This window comes from Pseudomonas caspiana (assembly GCF_002158995.1).
Classification (GTDB): Bacteria; Pseudomonadota; Gammaproteobacteria; order Pseudomonadales; family Pseudomonadaceae; genus Aquipseudomonas; species Aquipseudomonas caspiana.
Genome location: NZ_LOHF01000004.1, coordinates 152,298 through 168,717, shown reverse-complemented (window position 1 = coordinate 168,717; position 16,420 = coordinate 152,298). Strand labels below are relative to the sequence as shown.

The following is a 16,420-nucleotide window of genomic DNA, read 5'->3' as shown; positions in this document are numbered from 1 at the left end:
CGACCCACATCAATACGGTAAACTCCCGCCATTGCTGTCTGGAGTGACTTATGCGCGAAGAGCTGAACAAAGGCCTGATTGATTTCCTCAAGGCCTCTCCTACCCCTTTCCATGCAACCGCGACTCTCGTCCAACACCTTGAAGCTGCTGGCTTCCAGCGTCTGGACGAACGCGAAACCTGGGCCACCGAAACCGGCGGCCGGTATTACGTAACCCGGAATGATTCGTCCATCGTGGCGTTCCGTATGGGCCGTCAATCACCACTGACCGGCGGTATCCGCATGGTCGGCGCCCATACCGACAGCCCCTGCCTGCGGGTCAAGCCGCAACCTGAACTGCAGCGCCAGGGCTTTTGGCAACTGGGCGTCGAAGTCTACGGTGGTGCGCTGCTCGCGCCATGGTTCGACCGCGATCTGTCGCTGGCTGGCCGTGTTACCTTCCGCCGCGACGGTAAAGTGGAAAGTCAGTTGATCGACTTCAAACTGCCGATTGCCGTGATCCCCAACCTGGCGATCCACCTCAATCGCACCGCCAACGAAGGCTGGGCGATCAACCCACAGACCGAGCTGCCGCCGATCCTGGCCCAGGTAGCGGGTGACGAACGCGCCGACTTCCGCGCGCTGCTCACCGATCAACTGGCTCGCGAGCACGGCCTGAATGCTGACGTGGTCCTCGACTACGAGCTGAGTTTCTACGACACGCAAAGCGCCGCTGTGGTTGGGTTGAACGCCGACTTCATCGCGGGCGCGCGTCTGGATAACCTGCTGTCCTGCTACGCCGGTCTGCAAGCGCTGCTAGGCACCAACACTGACGAAACCTGCCTGTTGGTGTGTACCGACCATGAAGAAGTAGGCTCGTCGTCGACCTGTGGCGCCGATGGCCCGATGCTGGAACAGATCCTTCAGCGTCTGCTGCCGGACGGTGCGGATTACGTGCGTACGATCCAGAAGTCATTGCTGGTTTCAGCTGACAACGCTCACGGCATTCACCCTAACTATGCCGAGAAGCACGACGCCAACCACGGCCCGAAACTCAATGCCGGCCCGGTGATCAAGGTCAACAGCAACCAGCGTTACGCCACTAACAGCGAAACCGCCGGGTTCTTCCGCCATCTGTGCATGGCTGAAGAAGTGCCGGTGCAGAGCTTCGTGGTACGCAGCGACATGGCTTGCGGTTCAACCATCGGCCCGATCACCGCCAGCCATCTGGGCGTGCGCACCGTAGACATCGGCTTGCCGACGTTCGCCATGCACTCGATCCGTGAGCTGGCTGGCAGCCATGACCTCGCGCACCTGGTGAAAGTATTGACCGCGTTTTATGCGAGTCATGAGTTGCCATAAGCAAGTGGGCAAGCAGACCCGATATCGCTGCTTGCCCAAACCTGCCTCACTGAAATACTGACGTGGGACCGGCTTTAGCCGGGAAGGCGGTGTTCTGCAGATGAAAATGTAGTGATTGAACCGACCCCTTCCCGGCTAAAGCCGGTCCCACGCCTTACTGCTCAGATGACCTCAAATATCCCGCACCACCGCGCTCACATGAATCGCATCGTGCCGCCAGTACTCCAGGTCGCAATCGATCAACCTGCCATTCTGGTCGAAGTTGACCCTGGCAATGCGCAAGCCTGGGCTGCCCAGTGAAACTTTGAGCGCCGCCGAGGCTTCTGCGTGCAGCGCGGTGGGCACCATCTCGAAGCGGACCTGGCCGTAACGCAGTTCATAGCGGCTGGCGTACAACTCGGTCAGCGACTGATTGAGATCGCTATCAAGGATGCCGGGAAAGTATTCGGGATTCAGGTAGTGCTCCACATACAGCACCAGACGCTGATCTATGCGCCGGGCGCGGCAGATCTGGACCACGCTGGACAGTGCAGGCAATTGCAGCATTTCGCATATTTTTGCCGAGGCCGGTTGCAGGCGTGCAGAAATGACATGAGTGTCAGCGACCCGCCCTTGAGCCTCGACCATGGCGTGGAAGTGACTGCGGCGCATCAAGTCATACGCCAAACGTGGCGGCGAAATGAACCATCCCCGCCTCTCCTCTCTATAAATAAGCCCCAGCGCTTCGAGCTGCACCAAGGCCTCTCGCAAGGTGATACGCGTAGTGTCGAAGACTTCACTCAGCTTGCGTTCGGCGGGCAACTTGCTGCCAGGCGGCAGCAGACCATGCTCGATCTGCTCTTGCAGGGCATTACAAATCGTTGTGACCGCACGGGGCACTTCTTCGCGCATCAGGCTTCCTTACTGGACTAGACCAGCGCCAAAACAGCGCACTGATGATTCTCATTGCACACGTTGGTGCGCAGAAACAGCCTACGGAGTGTAGATGACTGCTCCATGACAATGCCCATCACAAACCATGCCAGCCCCGCTCTAATAAAACGCCGCAGGCCTTTCAGATCAAGGCTTTGATCATGGTCTACGCTTACCCCGCACCCGGTCAGCTCGCTATGCAGCCCTCGGGTAACAAGCTGCATCAACATAAAAATGTCATCGAAAAAGCTTAACTTGGCTCAGGTATTGCTGACCTAGACCAACCAACCCGCAACGATCACTTCTAAAAAGATCTTTCAGAAGTGCACAAGGAGCTTCGAATGAAACACCTTTTGCTGGCATCACTCCTCGGTTCCGCTATTGCTCTCAGCACCTCCGTCATGGCGGCAGACGCTGACCTGAAAACCCTTGAAGCAGCCGCCAAGGCTGAAGGCGCGGTCAACAGTGTTGGCATGCCGGATGACTGGGCGAACTGGAAAGACACCTGGGCGGATCTGCAGACCAAGTACGGCCTCAAGCACATGGACACGGACATGAGCTCGGCCCAGGAAATCGCCAAGTTCGATGCGGAAAAAGATAACGCCAGTGCCGACATCGGCGACGTCGGCGCGGCTTTCGGCCCTATTGCAGCGGCTAAAGGCGTGACCCAACCCTACAAGCCAAGCACTTGGGATCAGGTTCCGGACTGGGCGAAAGATAAAGACGGTCACTGGACACTGGCCTACACCGGCACCATCGCTTTCGTGGTCAACAAGAAGTTGCTGCACGGTTCTGAAGTACCCACCAAGTGGTCTGACCTGAAGAATGGCAAGTACAAGGTCACCGTAGGTGACGTGAGCACCGCAGCGCAAGCTGCCAACGGCGTTCTGGCCGCTGCGATTGCGATGAAAGGCGACGAAAGCAATATCGCGCCCGGCCTGCAACTATTCACCGAATTGGCCAAGCAAAAGCGTCTGGCCCTCAACAACCCGAACATCCAGAGCATGGAAAAAGGCGAGGTTGAAGTGGGCATCGTCTGGGACTTCAACGGTCTGAGCTACAAGGCCAAGATGACCAACCCGGATGACTACGTGGTGCTGATCCCGTCCGACGGTTCGGTGATTTCCGGCTACACCACCATCATCAACAAATACGCGAAGAACCCTAACGCCGCCAAGCTGGCCCGTGAATACATCTTCAGTGACGCCGGTCAGATCAACCTGGCCAAGGGCAACGCACGTCCGATTCGTGCCGAGCACCTCACCCTGCCACCTGAAGTGCAGGCCAAGCTGCTGCCAAACGAGCAGTACAAAGGCGTGACCCCAATCAAAAACGCAGCTGCATGGGAGAAAACCTCCAAGGCACTGCCACAGATGTGGAACGAGCAAGTCATCGTTGAAATGAACTGATGCGCTACGGGCCTCAAGGATGAGGCCGTTTCCCCGTCATTCCCCAAAAAGCCTGTGCCTGCCGGAGCGATTGGCTCATGAAACACAATGTCATCCTCATCGTGCTCGACGGCCTCAACTTCGAAGTGGCCAGACATGCGATGGGCCATCTGCAGGCTTATGCCAACGCAGGTCGAGCCTCGCTTTACAAGCTGGAATGCGAACTGCCGGCACTCTCGCGCCCGCTGTACGAATGCATCCTGACCGGCGTACCGCCGATTGAAAGCGGCATCGTCCACAATCAGGTGTCACGCCTTTCCAACCAACGCAGCATGTTCCACTACGCCACCGACGCCGGACTCAGTACCGCGGCGGCGGCCTATCACTGGGTCAGCGAACTGTATAACCGCACGCCGTTCGATGCCGCCCGTGATCGCCATACCGATGACGTCGAATTACCGATTCAGCACGGCCACTTCTACTACGCCGATCACTACCCGGACTCGCACCTGTTCGCCGACGCAGAAAGTCTGCGGGTGAGGCACGCGCCGAATCTGCTGTTGATTCACCCCATGAATATCGACGACGCCGGGCACAAGCACGGCCTCGACAGCGCGCAATACCGCAACAGCGCGCGCAGCGTTGACATCATCATCGCGGATTACCTGCAAGGCTGGCTCGACGCGGGCTATCAGGTCTTGATCACTGCCGATCACGGCATGAACAACGACCGCTCCCACAATGGCCTGCTGCCCGAAGAGCGCGAAGTCCCGCTGTTCGTGCTGGGCGATGCGTTCAGCCTGAATACTGCGGCGGCACCCAGGCAAACCGAGCTGTGCGGCATTGTCTGCGAACTGCTCGGCGTGCCCCACGACAAACCGGTCTGCCGGGAGATTCTCAAGTGAGCACCAATAATCGCGGCAAATGGCTCGGGCTTCTCTGCCTGCTTCCGTTTGCACTGTTCTTCTTCGTGTTTCAGATCGCGCCGCTGGGCTGGGTAGCGATCAACAGCCTGCATTCCGACGCCGGCTGGGGCATTGAAAACTTCATCAAGGCCTTCGACTCGCGGTTCTATCGACAGGCCATGCAGTTCAGCCTGGAGATCAGTTTCTGGTCCAGCCTGTTCGGCATCATCATTGCGGTGCTGGGCAGTTATTCGCTGCGCAACGTGGATTCGCGCCTGCGGGACTTCGTCAATTCGTTCGCCAACATGACCAGCAACTTCTCAGGCGTGCCGTTGGCCTTTGCGTTCATCATTCTGCTGGGCTTCAACGGCGCCGTGACCTTGATGCTCAAGCAGGCGGGAATCATCGAAGATTTCAACCTGTATTCGAAAACCGGGCTGATCATCCTCTATACCTATTTCCAGATTCCCCTTGGCGTATTGCTGCTTTATCCGGCCTTCGATGCCCTGCGTCAGGACTGGCGTGATTCGGCATCGTTGCTTGGCGCCAGCAGCTTTCAGTTCTGGCGTTACATCGGCTTGCCGGTGCTGACTCCTGCCCTGCTCGGCACTTTTGTCATTCTGCTGGCCAATGCCCTGGGCGCTTACGCCACGGTCTACGCTCTGACCACCGGCAACTTCAACGTGCTGCCGATCCGTATTGCGGCCATGGTTGCAGGCGATATCAGCCTTGATCCGAACATGGCCAGCGCGCTGGCGATGATTCTGGTCGGCCTGATGACGCTGGTCACAGTCGTCCATCAGTGGTTGCTGAAGAGGAGCTACCATGTCTCGCGTTGAAAGAGGCCCGGCCCGGTTTTATCACCGAGCGGTCGTTTATCTGCTGTTCTTCATCCTGCTGCTGCCGCTGCTCGGCACGCTGTTGTATTCAGTGGCGACCAGTTGGTCGGCAAGCATTCTGCCCAGCGGCCTGACCTTCAAGTGGTACATCGCGCTGTGGAGCGATCCGCGCTTCCTCGCTGCATTTGGCCAATCGCTGCTGGTTTGTGTTGGCGCGCTGATCTTGTCGGTGGTGCTGATCCTGCCGCTACTGTTTGTGGTGCATTACCACTTCCCGCGCCTGGACGCGTTAATGAACATTCTGATCCTGCTGCCCTTCGCGGTGCCGCCGGTAGCGTCGTCGGTGGGCCTGTTGCAGCTGTATGGTTCCGGACCGTTCGCGATGGTCGGTACGCCATGGATTCTGATCGGCTGCTACTTCACCGTCGCCCTGCCGTTCATGTACCGGGCGATCAGTAACAACCTGCAAGCGATCAACCTGACTGACCTGATGGACGCCGCCCAGTTGCTCGGCGCCAATACCTGGCAGGCAGCGTTCCTGGTGGTGCTGCCCAACCTGCGCAAAGGCTTGATGGTCGCCCTGCTGCTGTCGTTCTCCTTCCTGTTCGGCGAGTTCGTGTTCGCCAACCTGCTGGTCGGCACGCGCTATGAAACGTTGCAGGTGTACCTGAACAACATGCGTAACAGCAGCGGTCACTTCAACAGTGCGCTGGTGATTTCCTACTTCCTCTTCGTGTTGCTGCTGACCCTGGCCGCCAATCGCCTGAATAAGGACAAAGACTGATATGAGTTTTGTCAGTGTTGAAAATCTGCAAAAAAACTATGGCAGCACGGCAGTCTTCAGTGACATCAACTGCACCATCGAGCGTGGTGAGTTCGTGACCCTGCTCGGCCCGTCTGGTTGTGGCAAGTCGACGCTGCTGCGCTGCATTGCCGGGCTGACCTCGGTCAACAGCGGCCGCATTCTGCTCGACGGTGTCGATCTGGTGCCAGTGACCCCGCAAAAGCGCAACATCGGCATGGTATTCCAGAGCTACGCGCTGTTCCCCAACATGACTGTGGAGCAGAACGTCGCATTTGGTCTGCGCATGCAAAAGGTCAACGCTGACGACACCCACAAGCGGGTCGCCGAAGTGTTGAAGCTGGTGGAGCTGACCGATTTCGCCAGCCGCTATCCGCATCAAATGTCCGGTGGCCAATGCCAGCGCGTCGCCCTCGCCCGCTCTCTGGTGACCCGGCCGCGTCTGTTGCTGCTGGATGAACCGTTGTCGGCGCTGGATGCGCGAATTCGCAAACATCTGCGTGAGCAAATCCGCGCGATTCAGCGCGAGCTGGGCCTGACCACGATCTTCGTGACCCACGATCAGGAAGAAGCGCTGACCATGTCAGATCGCATTTTCCTGATGAATCAGGGTCGTATCGTGCAGAGCGGCGATGCTGAAACCCTTTACACTGCGCCGGTGGATGTTTTCGCCGCAGGCTTCATTGGCAACTACAACCTGCTCGAAGCCGAAGATGCCAGCCGCCTTATGCAACGGCCGATCACCAGCCGCATCGCGATTCGTCCAGAGGCCATTCAACTGAGCCTGACCGGCGAGCTTGAAGGGCAAATCCGCAGCCACAGCCTGCTGGGCAACGTGATCCGCTACCGGGTCGAGGCTCGCGGCGTTGAACTGGTGGTGGACGTACTCAATCGCTCGGCAGACGATCTGCTGACTGACGGGACGCGGGTGACGTTGAGGGTTGATGCTTCGGCGTTGTGTGAGGTGGCGTGATCACGAGGCGGTGTTAATCCGGCCAAATACTATGGCCTGATCAATATCCTCTGTAGGAGTGAGCTTGCTCGCGATAGCATTCTCAAATTTGATGGTTGCGTTGCGAGTAGAACGCCATCGCGAGCAAGCTCACTCCTACAGGAAACCGCACCGCAGCTCAGTTAATTTTCAAAGGACAGCTTTTAATGGCTTTAGCAATTTTTGACCTGGACGAAACCCTGATCGCCGGCGACTGCGCCAGTCTGTGGAGTGAGCAGATGGCCAGGCTTGGCTGGGTTGATCCAGCGTCGTTCATCAAACGCGATCACGAACTGATGCAGGCCTACAGCGAAGGCAAGCTGGCCATGGAAGACTACATGGCCTTCAGCCTGGAGCCGATGCTTGGCCGTACCCCGGAAGAAGTCGACCACCTCGTCGGGCCGTGGGTCGAGGATTACATCGAGCCGATCATTTTCAGCGACGCCACTAAATGCATCGCCGAACACCGCGCTGCAGGCGACCGGATTCTGGTGATTTCAGCGTCGGGTGTTCATCTGGTCAAACCGATTGCCGAGCGTATTGGTATTGATGAAGTGCTGGCCATCGAACTGGACGTCGCTCACGGTGTGTACAACGGCAAGACCGTCGGCACCCTGACCTACCGCGAAGGCAAGATCACCCGTCTCATGGAATGGCTGGACGCCGAAGGTGAAAACCTTGAAGGCGCGAGCTTCTACTCGGATTCACGCAACGATCTGCCGTTGCTGCTCAAGGTTGATTATCCGCATGTGGTCAACCCGGACCCGACTCTGCTGGAGCACGCGCAGAAAGCCGGTTGGCCGGTGCATAGCTGGAAGTAACAAGCCTGGCTACATTCCCTGTGGGAGCGGTGCTTGCCCGCGATAAGGCTGGACGCGATTCACTTTGGTTCGCGGTGTCCTTATCGCGGGCAAGCACAGCTCCCACGACGGGATAAAGTCAGGATTCCAGAATCAGGCTTTAAACCAGGCTTTCATCAATCACCAGCACCAGCTTGCCATTGACCTTGTTGGTCGCCAGCTCGGCATAAGCCGCTTCTGCATCCTTGATCGGGTAGCTGCGGGCCAGCTGGGGTTTGAGGCGGCCTTCGGTGAACAGTGGCCAGACGTGCTGCCCCAGATCATGCAAAAGGTCAGCCTTGAACGTGTCATCGCGGCTGCGCAAGGTCGAACCCAGCAACTGGATGCGTTTACCCAGAATCTGCGCCATGTCCACCTGCGCCTCGCGGCCACCCATCAGGCCGATCAGCACCCAGCGACCGTCCACACCCAGCAGTTTGACGTTCAGCTCGGCATAGTTGGCGCCCACAGGATCAAGGATCACATTGAACGGCGCAAAATCCTTCAGGCTGTCCAGGCTTTCATTACGCACTACGCCGCCCTGAGCACCCAACTCGATGCAGTACTCCAGACGGTCCGCCGAGCCAACGCTGACCCAGACAGGATTGCCAAACGCCTTGCAAAGCTGAATACCAGCTGAACCAACTCCGCTTGCGCCAGCGTGTAACAACACTTTCTCGCCGGGCTTTAGACCTGCAAGCTGAAACAGGTTAAGCCATGCGGTGGCATAGACTTCCGGAATGGCGGCGGCCTCGGCCAGTGACAAGCCTTCAGGAACCGGCAAGACATGCCGTCCATCAACCACCGCTTCTTCCGCCATCGCCCCGCCAGCCAGCAGCGCGCAGACCCTGTCGCCCACTTGCCAGGAAGCCCCCGGCCCGACTTCGGCGATGACTCCGGAACACTCCATCCCGAGAATTTCGCTAGCCCCGGGCGGCGGCGGATAGAGCCCCGCACGCTGTAATAAATCAGCCCGATTCAAACCCGCAGCGGCAACTTTGATACGAACTTGCCCTACATCGAGCGCCGGACTTGGCTCATCGACCCATTCCACACGACCTTCAACGCCTTGCAATGCCTTCACAGTGCCTCCATAGTGAGTCTGGACTGAGCCCGAAGCTGAAACAGCACGGGCTTTCTTGCATTATGCGACCGGATCCGACGGAACCGGCGACTTCCAAAGACGGCCTAATATGCGTTATCAATTGTCCCCGCGTCGAATCAGCATGAAGCATTTCTTACCAAGTACCGCCCTTGCGCTGGTCGTGGGTCTCAGCATTTTGCCGATGTCCGCCAGTTCTTTTGCCGCCAATAGCTGGGATAACCTCCAGCCGGATCGCGACGAAGTGATCGCCAGTCTTAACGTGGTTGAGCTGCTCAAGCGTCATCATTACAGCAAACCGCCACTGGACGACAAACGTTCGGTGATCATCTATGAAAGCTACCTCAAGCTTCTGGACCCGGCGCGCAGCTACTTCCTCGCCAGCGATGTCGCCGAGTTCGACAAGTGGCGTACCCAGTTCGACGATTTCCTGAAAAGCGGCGACCTGAATCCTGGTTTTACCATCTACAAGCGTTATCTGGACCGCATCAAGTCGCGTCTGGATTTCGCCCTGGCTGAATTGAACAAAGGCGTCGACAAACTTGATTTCACCGCTAAGGAAAGCTTGCTGGTGGATCGCAAGGACGCCGCCTGGCCGAAAAACGAAGCTGAACTGGATGACCTGTGGCGCAAGCGCGTCAAGGACGAAGTCCTGCGCCTGAAGATCGCGGGTAAAGACCCGGCCAAGATTCAGGAGACGCTGACCAAGCGCTACAAGAATCAACTGGCACGTCTGAGTCAGACTCGTGCTGAAGATATCTTCCAGGCATACATCAACACCTTCGCCATGTCTTACGATCCGCACACCAACTATCTGTCTCCGGACAGCGCGGAAAACTTTGACATCAACATGAGCCTGTCGCTGGAAGGCATTGGCGCCGTGTTGCAGAGCGACAACGACAACGTGAAGATCGTGCGTCTGGTACCGGCCGGCCCTGCCGCCAAAACCAAACAGGTTGCGCCTGCCGACAAGATCGTCGCCGTCGCTCAGGGCGACAAAGAGATGGTGGACGTGATCGGCTGGCGTCTGGATGAAGTCGTCAAACTGATTCGTGGTCCGAAGGGCTCTGTTGTGCGCCTGGAAGTGATTCCGGCCAGCAATGCGCCGAATGACCAGACCAGCAAGATCGTCGCTATCACTCGCGAAGCGGTGAAGCTGGAAGAACAGGCTGCGAAGAAATCGATCCTGCATCTGAAACAGGATGGCCGCGACTACAAGCTCGGCGTGATCGACATTCCGGCTTTCTATCTGGACTTCAAGGCGTATCGCGCTGGCGACCCGCAGTACAAGAGCACCACCCGTGACGTGAAGAAACTGCTGACCGAACTGCAGGCCGAAAAGGTCGACGGTGTGGTCCTGGATCTGCGTAACAATGGTGGCGGCTCGCTGCAGGAAGCGACCGAACTGACTAGCCTGTTCATCGACAAAGGCCCGACCGTTCTGGTGCGTAATGCCGACGGTAAGGTTGATGTACTTGAAGACGAAGACACCGGCGCTTTCTACAAAGGCCCGATGGCGCTGCTGGTCAACCGTCTGTCTGCCTCGGCCTCGGAGATTTTCGCAGGTGCCATGCAGGACTATCACCGCGCGCTGATTATCGGCGGCCAGACCTTCGGTAAAGGGACCGTGCAGACCATTCAGCCGCTTAATCACGGCGAGCTGAAACTGACTCTGGCGAAGTTCTACCGGGTTTCCGGGCAGAGTACCCAGCATCAGGGGGTAGTGCCGGACATCACTTATCCGTCGATCATCGACACCAAGGAAATTGGCGAGAGCGCACTGCCTGAGGCAATGCCATGGGACAGCATCAAACCGGCGATCAAGCCGGCCATTGACCCGTTCAAGCCGTTCCTGGCCCAGCTTCAGTCGCGACATGAAAGCCGTTCGGCGAAGGATGCAGAGTTCGTGTTCATCGAAAATCGCTTGGCCTTGGCCAAGCAATTGATGAATGAGAAAACGGTCAGCCTCAACGAAGCGGACCGTCGCGCAGAGCACGCGTCCATCGAAGCCAGGCAACTGGCGCTGGAAAACGCCCGTCGCAAGGCCAAAGGTGAAGAGCCGCTTAAAGAGCTGAAGAAAGAAGACGAAGATGCCCTCCCGGTAGAAGACGAGAACGCCAAACCGGAGGACGATGCTTACCTGTCCGAGACCGGTCGTATTCTGATCGACTATCTGGGCTTGAGTGCTTCGGTCGCCAAGAAGTAAACAGGTCCCTGTAGGAGCGCACGGAGGTTACGACGCCCGCGATTGCGGTGTGTCAGGCGAATTGTAATCGCTGCCTCGCGTTGCTCGTGAGCTCCTACAGGCGTTTGCAACTTCCGTAGGAGTGAGCTTGCTCGCGATAGCTCCAGTACAGGCAATATATTTATTGCCTGACAGACCGAATCGCGAGCAATGTGGATCGCCACCCCGGTCACTCCTACAGGTCCCGTGTTTGTCGCGCGATAGCGCGGTGTCAGGGACACAGGGCGACCTGGTACAAAAATTCGGATTGAATCCAGAGGACTGGCTATTTGATAGCAATCGTCATCAAACAGTCATGAATCTGTCGTGAAATAAGGGGCTCAACGCACTGGCGTTTAGCCCCTTATTTCTTGCCTCGAGATTGCCATGACCATGACAGAACAGCTGAGCGCACTGAGCTCGATTCTCGCTCACAGCGATCTGCACAGCCTGTTCCAACCGATTGTGTCACTGAGCGAGCGGCGGATTCTGGGTTATGAAGCGCTGACGCGTGGCCCCTCCAACAGCACCCTGCACTCCCCGATCAACCTGTTCGCGGTGGCACGCCATGCCGGGCGCCTGAGCGAGCTGGAAATGGCCTGTCGGGAAAGTGCCTGTCGCCGATTCAGCGAACAACAGCTGGAAGGCATGCTGTTTCTCAATATCTCGCCGGAATCCCTGCTGGAGCCCACGCATCCGCCCGGGAGAACACTGGAGCTGCTGCAACGCTATGGCATCGCGCCTAACAAGGTGGTGATCGAGCTGACCGAGCAAACCCCGACGGAAGATTTCGAGCTGCTGTATACCGCGCTGCATCACTATCGTGACATGGGCTTTTCCATCGCCATGGATGATCTCGGCGCTGGTTACTCCAGCCTGCGCTTATGGTCAGAGTTACGGCCCGAATACGTGAAGATCGACCGACACTTCATCGACGGCATTCATCAGGATGCCGTCAAACGTGAGTTCGTCGGTTCGATGCTGCAAATGGCCAAAGCGTCACGAGCCTCAGTCATCGCCGAAGGTATCGAGTTGCCGGAAGAACTCGCGGTACTCAGTGAGATGGGTGTAGATCTGGTACAGGGCTATCTGCTTTGCCGCCCGCAGGAACAACCGCCCCGCGACGCCCGCAAGCTGCTGCCAAAACTGGACGCTCTGGCGACGCCATCCCTGACCGACGAAGGCAGCGACCTGAGCGCTTTGCTCAACGAGCAACCGGCCGTTGAGCAAAGCACTCCGACCGCGTCAGTGCTCGAAGCCTTTCGCAAGCAGGCGGCGCTGAACTCAATGGCTGTACTGGATGACCAGGGTCGACCGTGCGGCATCGTGCATCGGCATTCGTTGTCCGAAGTGCTGCTCAAACCCTTTGGCACCGAACTGTTCGCCCGCAAGCCGATCAGCCGCCTGATGAGCGACGACTTCCTTGCCGTGGAGTTAAACCAGTCCCTGCAGAAAGTCAGTCGATTGCTGACCAGCCGTGCCCGGCAGCGTATCGAAGAAGACTTCATCATCACCTTGAACGGCAGCTATCTAGGGCTTGGACGGGTGATCGATGTCCTCAAGCTGATCACTGAACTGAAGATCCAGCAGGCCCGCTATGCCAACCCTCTAACGCTACTGCCGGGTAACGTTCCGATCCAGCAATGCCTGACGCGTTTGCTCCAACAAGGGCGCGAGTCGATGATCTGCTACGTGGACATCGACAGCTTCAAACCCTTCAACGATATCTATGGCTATGGCCGGGGCGACGAAGTCTTGCTGTGCCTGGCGCAGTGCCTGAATGATCGCATCGACCCAAGCCAGGACTTCGTCGGCCATATCGGTGGCGACGATTTCCTGATGGTGCTCGGCTCCGAAGACTGGCAGAAGCGTTTGAATTTACTGCTGGAAGACTTTCAGAATCAGTGCCGCCGCTTTTATCGCTCCGAGCATCTGGAAGCAGGCTGCTTCATCGCTTCCAATCGCCAGGGACAGCGCCAGGAATTCCCCCTGCTCTCGTTGTCCATTGGCGTGATCCACTTGCACAGCGAATCCTGCAACGAACTCGATGCAAGCCAGTTGGCCGAACTGGCTTCAGAGGCTAAGCACCACGCCAAAGACATTGTTGGCGCGAGTGTGCATGTGATTGATACGCGGGAGTTGGGGTTGGCAATCAAGGACCAACTGGCAGGAACATGATTTTCTGCAGGAGCTGCCACAGGCTGCGAAATCGTTATTTCTGTGATACGCAATTCGCAGCCTTCGGTAGCTCCTGTAAACCAGCGCATTGATCTAAACGTTATTCGGGATAACTGAACTCAAACACCCGAACCACTTCCGACGCATGCCAAGACGCCGCAGCAACGCCGTCGGAGGGCCCTGAAAATCGCCCTAGACGCTCAGCACACTCGAAAAACCCGGTACGCGGCAAACGGCTGGCACCCTGGCTGATCACGAGTGAACTACGCAAAGGCTGCTCTGCTTTGGCATCCATAGCCGCGAGGTGTTCCAGTGCGGCTGTCAGGGTCTGCATGGCCGGACTTGGCAATTGCAGACGTTCCAGCAATGCACGATAGGTCAACAGATGACGCTGACGACGCGCCTGGTCCAGTTCCGCCAGCAGCCCGTCCCAATGCTGACGGCTGATGCGCACACTCATGCCTCACCTCGCCAGCCCGTCACACCCATTTCCCAAGCCAGACTGCGAAGAATTGCGGCGTCCGGTTTGCGCTCGCCGCTCTCGATCATTTCCAGATACGACGGGCTGATGCCAACGGTTCTCGCCAGTTGCGAGAGTTCCAGACCCTTGGCAGCGCGTAGCGCGGCGAGTTGATCAAGACCGGGCAATTCAGCAGCATCGGCAACCGCCGCGGTCGACACTGGCGCGGGTTCAGCCACTGACTGAGGGGAAAGACCGGCCGCCTTCAGCAAAGCCTGATACTGAGCCCACGGCAGAACTGCGTACTCCGGCTCCCCATTCCGAGAAATAACCTGCAGATCCATACAACCCCCATGTAGGAAAACTACACAAATCGAGTAAGTTTATTCCCATGCTGGCATCTTAACAGCGGTCCGGTGCTGCTTGCCTATCCTGAATCCTTTTCCCCCGGCATTAGGGACGGTTCAAACAGCCGATCACGTCGTTACTTGGCTTTTTCCTGCTCCAGCAAAGCAGCGGTGGCAGGCAGACGCTCGACCACGATCAACTTTTCCGGCGATTGACGCGCGCGCCACTGACGGAATGCCTCCAGTTCGGCATCCAGACTTTTCATGACCCAAGCCAGCACGGCGATGTCGTCGAGCATACCGATGCCGGGAATCCAGTCAGGGACCGCGTCGAGCGGGCTCAAGAAGTACATCAGCCCCGCCACGATAGACAGAATTGCCTTGGGGCTGATGGCTCGGTATTCGCCGCGCCAGTAAGCCAGGCATAACGCCTGCAACAAGCGCAGGTCGTCTTTTATTTTGCCCAGACGGCTACCTTCAGCCGAACCTTTGCGCGCCACCGCGAATAACAAACCCGGCAAGCGTCCAGCAGCGATCAGCCGCCGCGCCATGGGTAAATATCGGAGCAAATTCCAGGGTGCTTTCATGTCCACTCCCGTTGAGCCAAGTTTGGTGCCGATAAACACCGCGCCTACAGATGCCGGTGCCTGATACTCAAAAAGGTTATCCACACAACTTGTGGATAACCTTGTGAACAGAGCCCTTTTTTCAGCCCGTAACCCGCGTTTTACGTGGTCCGGAGTCAAATCGGGCGTTTTTTAGTCACATAAAAAAAGCCATAAAAATCGTTGACTTGAGGCTGTTCAGAAGTTACCCACAGCCACTGTCACAAAAATGTTGGATCGTCCGACAAGGTACTCAGCTCTGTTGTCGGCTATGTTACTCCGACTGCGCTCATCCGAATCCGTTCGACCAGAAACGACAACGCCCCGTCGAAACGGGGCGTTGTTGTTCAAGCCAGTGCGTCGCTTACTTGGAAGCGGGTGCCGCTGGCTCTTCTTCAGCGTCAGGTGCGCCTGCAGCTGCAGGGTCCTTGATGCCCAGCAGTTCCAGATCGAATACCAGAACCGAGTTGGCCGGGATTGTCGGGCTAGGGCTCTGTGCGCCGTAAGCCAGATCGCTCGGGATGTAGAGCTTGATCTTCTCGCCAACGTGCATCAGTTGCAGACCTTCAACCCAACCCGGGATCACGCCGCTAACCGGCAGATCGATCGGGCTGCCACGCTCAACAGAGCTGTCGAAAACCTTGCCGTCAGTCAGCTTGCCTTCGTAGTGAACGGTCACTACGTCAGTTGGCTTAGGCTGAGGGCCGTCGGCTTTCTTGACGATTTCGTACTGCAGGCCCGAAGCGGTAGTCACTACACCAGCCTTCTTGCCGTTTTCTTCGAGGAATTTCTTGCCGGCAGCTGCCGACTCTTCGCTCATTTTGGCCATACGCTCTTCGGCACGCTTTTGCAGCGCTGCGAAGGCTTCAACCAATTCTTCGTCCTTGAGCTTCTGGTCTTTCTTGCCGACGGCATCTTCGATGCCAAGGGCTACTGCTTTGGAGTCCAGATCGTCCATGCCTTCCTGAGCCAGGCTTTTGCCCATGTTCAGGCCGATGCCGTAGGACGCTTTTTGTGCCGGGGTTTTCAGCTCAACAGTGCTGGCTTGCTTATCACAACCTGCGAGTACCAGACCGACCAGGGCAATCGCCGCTGCCAACCGATGCTGTTTCATTCTGATTCCTTGTTCATGCGCCAATAGGGCAAACGAGTAAAGCCGCGAGCTTATCAGGGTGCCGCGATCAATGGCTACCGGCATGAGAGGGAGAAAATGCAGATAAGTTCAGGTATCCAAAGGTTTTCTTGGGAAGAGCGTGGGATGTTCAGTTGGGGTTCAGGTCTGGGTGACCTTGCCGCGACATAGATGGCTACACATCTTTCTTATTTAGTGATTATGTGTACATATCCGTTATTGCGGTCACGGCTGAAATTGGTTGCGCTTTTACAGCGCGTCACTTTCGAAAAGCGCGAAAGTAACCAAAGCGCTCTTACCCCACCACTAGGTGCCTCGCCTAGGCTCGGCATACCCGTAATCCGACATTGCTGTGC

At 57.4% G+C, this 16,420-nt stretch carries 15 protein-coding genes; 9 read left to right on the top strand and 6 right to left on the bottom strand.

Annotated elements, in window-relative coordinates; all coding sequences use genetic code 11:
• Window positions 1-50: 50 nt before the first annotated feature.
• On the top strand, window positions 51-1,340 hold the full coding sequence (locus AUC60_RS07370) for a M18 family aminopeptidase (protein WP_087265434.1): 1,290 nt from the start codon (window positions 51-53) through the stop codon (window positions 1,338-1,340).
• 171 nt (window positions 1,341-1,511) lie between these two features.
• On the opposite strand, the gene AUC60_RS07365 is transcribed toward AUC60_RS07370, so the two are convergent.
• The gene (locus tag AUC60_RS07365) at window positions 1,512-2,231 is read right to left on the bottom strand and encodes a UTRA domain-containing protein (RefSeq protein ID WP_087265433.1); all 720 of its coding nucleotides are present in this window, start codon (window positions 2,229-2,231) and stop codon (window positions 1,512-1,514) included.
• A gap of 362 nt (window positions 2,232-2,593) precedes the next feature.
• Between AUC60_RS07365 and AUC60_RS07355 the strand changes: the two genes are divergently transcribed.
• The 6 genes from AUC60_RS07355 (at window position 2,594) to AUC60_RS07330 (ending at window position 7,998) form a co-directional block, all read left to right on the top strand.
• Complete coding sequence (locus tag AUC60_RS07355; protein ID WP_087265431.1) at window positions 2,594-3,661, top strand: ABC transporter substrate-binding protein; 1,068 nt, start codon at window positions 2,594-2,596, stop codon at window positions 3,659-3,661.
• Window positions 3,662-3,738: 77 nt separating this feature from the next.
• Window positions 3,739-4,545 (top strand): alkaline phosphatase family protein, encoded by an 807-nt coding sequence (locus tag AUC60_RS07350; RefSeq protein ID WP_087265430.1) that lies wholly within the window; start codon window positions 3,739-3,741, stop codon window positions 4,543-4,545.
• Entirely contained in the window at window positions 4,542-5,384 is an 843-nt protein-coding gene (locus AUC60_RS07345; protein WP_087265429.1) for an ABC transporter permease, read from the top strand. Before AUC60_RS07350 ends, AUC60_RS07345 begins: the two co-directional genes overlap by 4 nt.
• Window positions 5,371-6,168, top strand: a complete 798-nt coding sequence (locus AUC60_RS07340; protein WP_087265428.1) for an ABC transporter permease — start codon at window positions 5,371-5,373, stop codon at window positions 6,166-6,168. Before AUC60_RS07345 ends, AUC60_RS07340 begins: the two co-directional genes overlap by 14 nt.
• Window position 6,169: 1 nt before the next feature.
• Entirely contained in the window at window positions 6,170-7,159 is a 990-nt protein-coding gene (locus AUC60_RS07335) for an ABC transporter ATP-binding protein (RefSeq protein ID WP_087265427.1), read from the top strand.
• A 185-nt stretch (window positions 7,160-7,344) separates the two neighbouring features.
• Window positions 7,345-7,998 (top strand): HAD family hydrolase, encoded by a 654-nt coding sequence (locus AUC60_RS07330; RefSeq protein ID WP_087265426.1) that lies wholly within the window; start codon window positions 7,345-7,347, stop codon window positions 7,996-7,998.
• Window positions 7,999-8,137: 139 nt separating this feature from the next.
• Here AUC60_RS07330 and AUC60_RS07325 read toward each other — a convergent pair whose 3' ends face one another.
• Window positions 8,138-9,100, bottom strand: a complete 963-nt coding sequence (locus AUC60_RS07325; RefSeq protein WP_087265425.1) for an NAD(P)H-quinone oxidoreductase — start codon at window positions 9,098-9,100, stop codon at window positions 8,138-8,140.
• 142 nt (window positions 9,101-9,242) lie between these two features.
• On the opposite strand from AUC60_RS07325, the gene AUC60_RS07320 reads away from it, so the two are divergent.
• Both AUC60_RS07320 and AUC60_RS07315 read left to right on the top strand, forming a co-directional pair.
• Window positions 9,243-11,324 (top strand): carboxy terminal-processing peptidase, encoded by a 2,082-nt coding sequence (locus tag AUC60_RS07320; RefSeq protein ID WP_193441848.1) that lies wholly within the window; start codon window positions 9,243-9,245, stop codon window positions 11,322-11,324.
• 405 nt (window positions 11,325-11,729) lie between these two features.
• Entirely contained in the window at window positions 11,730-13,520 is a 1,791-nt protein-coding gene (locus tag AUC60_RS07315; protein WP_087265423.1) for a bifunctional diguanylate cyclase/phosphodiesterase, read from the top strand.
• 100 nt (window positions 13,521-13,620) lie between these two features.
• Here AUC60_RS07315 and AUC60_RS07310 read toward each other — a convergent pair whose 3' ends face one another.
• The 4 genes from AUC60_RS07310 to AUC60_RS07295 form a co-directional block, all read right to left on the bottom strand.
• The gene (locus tag AUC60_RS07310; protein ID WP_158099102.1) at window positions 13,621-13,980 is read right to left on the bottom strand and encodes a hypothetical protein; all 360 of its coding nucleotides are present in this window, start codon (window positions 13,978-13,980) and stop codon (window positions 13,621-13,623) included.
• Window positions 13,977-14,324 (bottom strand): helix-turn-helix domain-containing protein, encoded by a 348-nt coding sequence (locus tag AUC60_RS07305; RefSeq protein ID WP_087265422.1) that lies wholly within the window; start codon window positions 14,322-14,324, stop codon window positions 13,977-13,979. The genes AUC60_RS07310 and AUC60_RS07305 overlap by 4 nt, the downstream gene beginning before the upstream one ends.
• Before the next feature lie 140 nt (window positions 14,325-14,464).
• Window positions 14,465-14,914: a YkvA family protein gene (locus AUC60_RS07300; protein ID WP_087265421.1), complete on the bottom strand. Its 450-nt coding sequence runs from the start codon at window positions 14,912-14,914 to the stop codon at window positions 14,465-14,467.
• A 382-nt stretch (window positions 14,915-15,296) separates the two neighbouring features.
• Window positions 15,297-16,046, bottom strand: a complete 750-nt coding sequence (locus AUC60_RS07295; RefSeq protein ID WP_087265420.1) for a BamJ family beta-barrel-assembly machinery protein — start codon at window positions 16,044-16,046, stop codon at window positions 15,297-15,299.
• Window positions 16,047-16,420: the final 374 nt, after the last annotated feature.

Excerpts from the sequence above, each read along its gene's own strand:
- AUC60_RS07370 (WP_087265434.1), top strand. The coding sequence starts at position 51 with ATGCGCGAAGAGCTGAACAAAGGCCTGATTGATTTCCTCAAGGCCTCT.
- AUC60_RS07365 (WP_087265433.1), bottom strand. The coding sequence starts at position 2,231 with ATGCGCGAAGAAGTGCCCCGTGCGGTCACAACGATTTGTAATGCCCTG.
- AUC60_RS07355 (WP_087265431.1), top strand. The coding sequence starts at position 2,594 with ATGAAACACCTTTTGCTGGCATCACTCCTCGGTTCCGCTATTGCTCTC.
- AUC60_RS07350 (WP_087265430.1), top strand. The coding sequence starts at position 3,739 with ATGAAACACAATGTCATCCTCATCGTGCTCGACGGCCTCAACTTCGAA.
- AUC60_RS07340 (WP_087265428.1), top strand. The coding sequence starts at position 5,371 with ATGTCTCGCGTTGAAAGAGGCCCGGCCCGGTTTTATCACCGAGCGGTC.
- AUC60_RS07335 (WP_087265427.1), top strand. The coding sequence starts at position 6,170 with ATGAGTTTTGTCAGTGTTGAAAATCTGCAAAAAAACTATGGCAGCACG.
- AUC60_RS07330 (WP_087265426.1), top strand. The coding sequence starts at position 7,345 with ATGGCTTTAGCAATTTTTGACCTGGACGAAACCCTGATCGCCGGCGAC.
- AUC60_RS07320 (WP_193441848.1), top strand. The coding sequence starts at position 9,243 with ATGAAGCATTTCTTACCAAGTACCGCCCTTGCGCTGGTCGTGGGTCTC.
- AUC60_RS07315 (WP_087265423.1), top strand. The coding sequence starts at position 11,730 with ATGACCATGACAGAACAGCTGAGCGCACTGAGCTCGATTCTCGCTCAC.
- AUC60_RS07310 (WP_158099102.1), bottom strand. The coding sequence starts at position 13,980 with ATGAGTGTGCGCATCAGCCGTCAGCATTGGGACGGGCTGCTGGCGGAA.
- AUC60_RS07305 (WP_087265422.1), bottom strand. The coding sequence starts at position 14,324 with ATGGATCTGCAGGTTATTTCTCGGAATGGGGAGCCGGAGTACGCAGTT.
- AUC60_RS07300 (WP_087265421.1), bottom strand. The coding sequence starts at position 14,914 with ATGAAAGCACCCTGGAATTTGCTCCGATATTTACCCATGGCGCGGCGG.
- AUC60_RS07295 (WP_087265420.1), bottom strand. The coding sequence starts at position 16,046 with ATGAAACAGCATCGGTTGGCAGCGGCGATTGCCCTGGTCGGTCTGGTA.